Origin of the sequence: Geodermatophilus tzadiensis, assembly GCF_003002915.1 — a bacterium.
Classification (GTDB): domain Bacteria; phylum Actinomycetota; class Actinomycetes; order Mycobacteriales; family Geodermatophilaceae; genus Geodermatophilus; species Geodermatophilus tzadiensis.
In genome coordinates this window covers 1-4,455 of sequence record NZ_PVTG01000030.1, presented here as the reverse complement: position 1 = coordinate 4,455, position 4,455 = coordinate 1, and the positions used below count along the sequence as shown (strand labels likewise).

The 4,455-nt window shown below is 66.1% G+C and carries 3 protein-coding genes; all 3 read left to right on the top strand.

Features of this window, described 5'->3' with window-relative positions; genetic code table 11:
• Positions 1-503: 503 nt before the first annotated feature.
• The 3 genes from LY71_RS24775 to LY71_RS23255 all read left to right on the top strand — a co-directional run bounded on the left by LY71_RS24775 (position 504) and on the right by LY71_RS23255 (position 4,265).
• Positions 504-788: a helix-turn-helix transcriptional regulator gene (locus LY71_RS24775; RefSeq protein WP_106282242.1), complete on the top strand. Its 285-nt coding sequence runs from the start codon at positions 504-506 to the stop codon at positions 786-788.
• A complete protein-coding gene (locus LY71_RS22980) occupies positions 785-2,251 on the top strand; it encodes a type II toxin-antitoxin system HipA family toxin (protein ID WP_170121463.1) in 1,467 nt (488 codons plus the stop codon). The genes LY71_RS24775 and LY71_RS22980 overlap by 4 nt, the downstream gene beginning before the upstream one ends.
• 1,597 nt (positions 2,252-3,848) lie before the next feature.
• Entirely contained in the window at positions 3,849-4,265 is a 417-nt protein-coding gene (locus LY71_RS23255; RefSeq protein ID WP_146146228.1) for a hypothetical protein, read from the top strand.
• Positions 4,266-4,455 lie beyond the last annotated feature (190 nt).

Below are 4,455 nucleotides of genomic sequence, written 5' to 3'. Positions count from 1 at the left end.
ACGCCCACGCCTCATCGGAGACCACGCATCGATGCTGTCGCATCGCCCGGAGCCCGCCGACTCCAACCAACAAGATCCGTGAGACACGCTCTAGCCGCATTGGCGGCCCGCTCAGCCCCACGGCACCTCGGTCGAGGTCAGCTCCGCCGCATCGGGGGAGGAGGTCTGGGAATCTCGACCCGGGCGCCCGTCGGCCCTGTCCGTTGAGCAGTCGATGCCATGCGGCGCCCCCGTAGCGGCATGCATTCACGCCTGGCGCGCGACTGAGTTGGAGCAACCGCTCCAGGCCGGCGAGGCCGAGCGCTCGCTCACGGTGGCCCCTCGGCGCATCCTGTCGGTCGTTTGTCTGGGTTCCCGGGTGATGGACTCCAGCTTCCGTGCGTGGTGCCGATAGTTGACATTGCGGCGATGTCGTCGGTGGTTGACATCGCCACGATGTCGCCGATGGTTGACACGCTGACCATGTCGCACATAGTTGACACAGGATCGCGGAGGAGGCCTGAGTGCAGCTCAGCACGGTGCAGGACCTAGGGAACGCCATACGTGCTGCACGTCTACGCAAGGGACTGACCCAACTGGAGGTGGCTCGCCGGGCAGGACTCTCCCGCCAGTGGCTCGCGGGCCTGGAGCGCGGTAGTGCCAACCCGACATGGGACGTTGTTCTGCGGCTAGCGGCAGCGCTGGAGGCAGACCTCACCTTCACCGACCGCGCCGAAACGGCCCAACAGTCCGACCGCCAACCCCAAATAGACCTAGACGCCCTACTCAACGCCCACCGAGGATCATGACAACGAGCCAACCGCAGCGCGGGCGCACGCCCTCCCAGCTGCGCGTGCTCATGTCCGGCCAGCCAGCAGGTTGGCTACGCCGGGACGAGCAAGGACGTGTAAGCCTGCGGTACGACACGGCCTACGCGTCCAGTCGCACCGCCACGCCCTTGTCGATCAAGCTTCCTCTCACCGAGGAGGAGCATCGCGGACGGCCGCTGCTGGCATGGCTGGCCAACCTACTTCCGGACAACGACCGGGTCCTTGCCCGATGGGCGGCCAAGTACCAGGTATCGGCCGGGTCTCCATACGCCTTACTCGCCCACGTAGGGGCCGACTGCGCCGGTGCGGTGCAGTTCCTGCGAGAGGATCAGCTCGAGCAGGTCCCGCAAGGTGGGCTCACCCCGCTGACCGACGCGGAGGTTGGAGACCTGCTCCGAGCCCTCGCCGCCGACCCAGCGGCGTGGACCCCCTTGCACGAGGGCGGACAATTCTCACTCGCCGGTGCCCAGGCGAAGGTGGCGCTGCACTGGGACGGGCAGCGGTGGAGCGAGCCGTGGGGGCGCGAGCCCAGCACGCACATCCTCAAACCTCCCATGCCCTCCCTCGCCTACCAAGAGATCAACGAGCACCTGTGCCTGCGCATCGCGCGTCACCTCGACCTGCCTGCAGCCTCCTCCCAAGTGCGCACCATCGGCGGGCAACAAGTCATCGCCGTCGAGCGATACGACCGGATCCGTGCGGGCGATCAGCTGTTGCGGCTGCACCAGGAAGACCTCTGTCAGGCACTGGGGGTGATGCCCGCGAACAAGTACCAAGCCGAGGGGGGCCCAGGAGCCGCCGACATCGTCAGCCTGTTGCGACGTGTCATGCCCGCCACCTATGCCGAGGCAGCCATCGGCACGTTCCTGGACGCACTGGCCCTGTCCTGGGTCTTGGCCGCGACCGATGCGCACGCCAAGAACTACAGCCTCCTACTTTCAGGACCTGCTGTCCGTCTCGCGCCGCTGTACGACATCAACAGCGTCTTGCCCTACTTGACGGCGACCAGGCGGGGCATGTCACCAGGCCAGGTCAGCACTCACTCCGCTCGTCTTGCCATGTCCATCGGCGGCAAGGCACGCCTCGACGAGCTTGACCGAACGGCATGGGCCAGCTTGGCTACGGCCAGCCGACTCCCTGAATCGACCGTCCTCGACAGGGTGACAGCCGTCGTCGAAGCCGTGCCGGCAGCCGCCCAAGCCGTCCTGGACGAGGAAGGCACGGCCGGCCAACTCACCGTCGATCAGCAAGCCTTCGTCGAGCAGTTCCACCAGCAGATCGACCGTCGAGCTGGGCTGTGCCGCAATGCGCTCCTGGGGCGAGGACCGAGGGTGCCACGACGAACGCGACGAGCGCCCACGCCCGGTGCTCCGCGCGATGACACCCAAGCGATGCGTTCCAGCGGTGCAGAATCCGCCTCATCTGACCGAAATACCGCCTGAACCGGCCGCCACTCACGTCGGTTGCGGACTGCTCAAGGTCCCCTCTTACAGACCGTCTGCGGCCGATAGTCAGACGGATTGTCAGCCGCCGATGACACCGTTGGCCCGTGTCGATGACCACCCGACGCGTACCGGATGCACCTACGGCGCTGCTGTGAAGTTTGATAACGTTTCCGTGGCGCCGGTGAACCTACCTTAGCTCGACTGGGCGCTCGGCGGCATGGTCACCATCGGAGCGCCGCGAATCGCCTTGACGGATCGGCGTCTCTGTCGACTGGTCGGAGACACGGTCCAGGCGCACGGCTTCCGCCTGCTCTGCGGCGGTCGCAACCCGAGCGGCGCCGATGGCGTCCTGCTGCGGCAAGCCCAACGGCTTCGCCGCCGCGGCATCGAGGGGGTCCTTGGGGCCAGTAACGACCACACCTTCGCCACATTCGTTCCGCAATTGTACTTGCATCGACAAGAGATCGCCACACAGGCGCGAGCCGCGCTTGAGGAAAGGGATCAGGCGGAGAGCCCGCTATCGCGATTCTATCCCCGTTTCTGAGAAGAGATGACTTCTGACAGCAGCTAGGCTCGGCCTGGCTGGGCAGTGCGAGCGCATCACCTTCGGCGTGGCCCGGAACGCCCGGCCGAGTGCTGAGAGCTCGCGCGGGGCCTGCATGGCACCGTCTGCGCAAGTCCAGCTCGGAGTGGAGGTGACACCGTGGTGACCGTTATCGCCGCGCTTTCCTATACGCAATGTCGGACTCTCGCCTTGGAGTTGAAGCGGTCACCGAACTGGTCCGCAGTGCGGGATACGCTGCGGCCGCGTGGCCCCGCCTGGTTCCTCCGCGTGCGAGCGCCAGTTCCCGTCGTCCTGTATCTGGCCGCGCATGACGAGGACCTGCGGACAGACCTATCTGGCGGGTATGCAGTCCTCGCGCCCCCCGAGGATGCCCCACGACAGGCGCCCACGGACCTCAAGCTTCTCCGGATGCTGGACAGGCACTGGGACGTTCTGTGCTTCATGGCCGCGCTCATGGCTCTCTTGGCAGCAGGAATAGTGCTTGCCCTCCTGCATCTGAGGACCGCGAGCCTCGTCGCGATTGCCGCAGCCCTGCTCGGGTACCTCGTCGCAGCGCTGGTCCTTACTGTTCGTCAACTAGCTTCGGCTACCGCTGGACGAAGGCGCTTGGTCGACGTAGCTATCGGCCAGCTGCGCGTTGAACACTGGACGATCACCATGCTTCACAGCCCCCAAGGAGCGCAGGCAGCTAGAACTCTTGTCAGTGACATCCTCGCCGCTGCACCAGGCCCACACCATAGAGTCTTGATCTTGCGCGCCGGCCTGACGCACCACTCACCGCAAGGTGAGTCAGCCAGTCTCTGCGTCAGTCAGCTCTCCCCTCACCATCCAGTCCTGGTCGCCTTCCGCCCTGGTGCGCCGCGATGGCATCTGCGGGCCGCGCCCGGGAGGTTGCCCGGAAGCGCTGTCGGTCTCATGTTGGGCGCCACGACCTTGGCTGTTCTTGTCGCGGCCTGGTTGGTCGCTGGCGAAGAGAAACGGCTCTGTGCGTCAACCTGTGATGGCGTTCCGGCCTCGTACGGAGACGCCGTGTATTGGCTCATCAGTCGACTGATCGGTGGCGATCCCGAGGGCTTAGGAGTAGCCAGTCCCGGCAGCCGCGTTCTGGGCCTTCTCATGACGGTCCTCGGTGTCTATGTCCTGGTGGCGATCATCAGTCGCGTTCTGCGCCAGCGCATGGACGAAGACGCCCGCAGCGGCAGTGAAGTCGTTGAGGCATTTGAGGCGGATCGGCTAGGGAGGCCCACGGCAGGCGAGCCGGCGGCACCTGCACCTGCACCGGCACCGGCCAACGGCTCAGCTGCCCGCCCGCAGTGGCTGTCTCCGGCCGTCGGACTCAGCGGAGTGGCTGTTGGCGTCCTGATCGGCACCCTGCTGCACAGACTTCGCCTTGAATCGCATCCTCGAACGCAACCGGATAGCGTTGCCGCCAGCGAAACCCGGTGAGGCGCTAAGCTCATTTCACGATCGCGGCGCGCCGGCGCGGACCGCTCCAGCTGTGGCGGAAGGTGGCCCATCCCTGCACCGCGCTCCGCCTGCGCCTAGGGAGTTTCTGCCGGATCAAGGGAGCCAGGTCAGTAGCGCGGCGAGGTTGAGCGCGCCGGCGTAGTTGCGGACGTGCTTGTCGTAGCGGGTG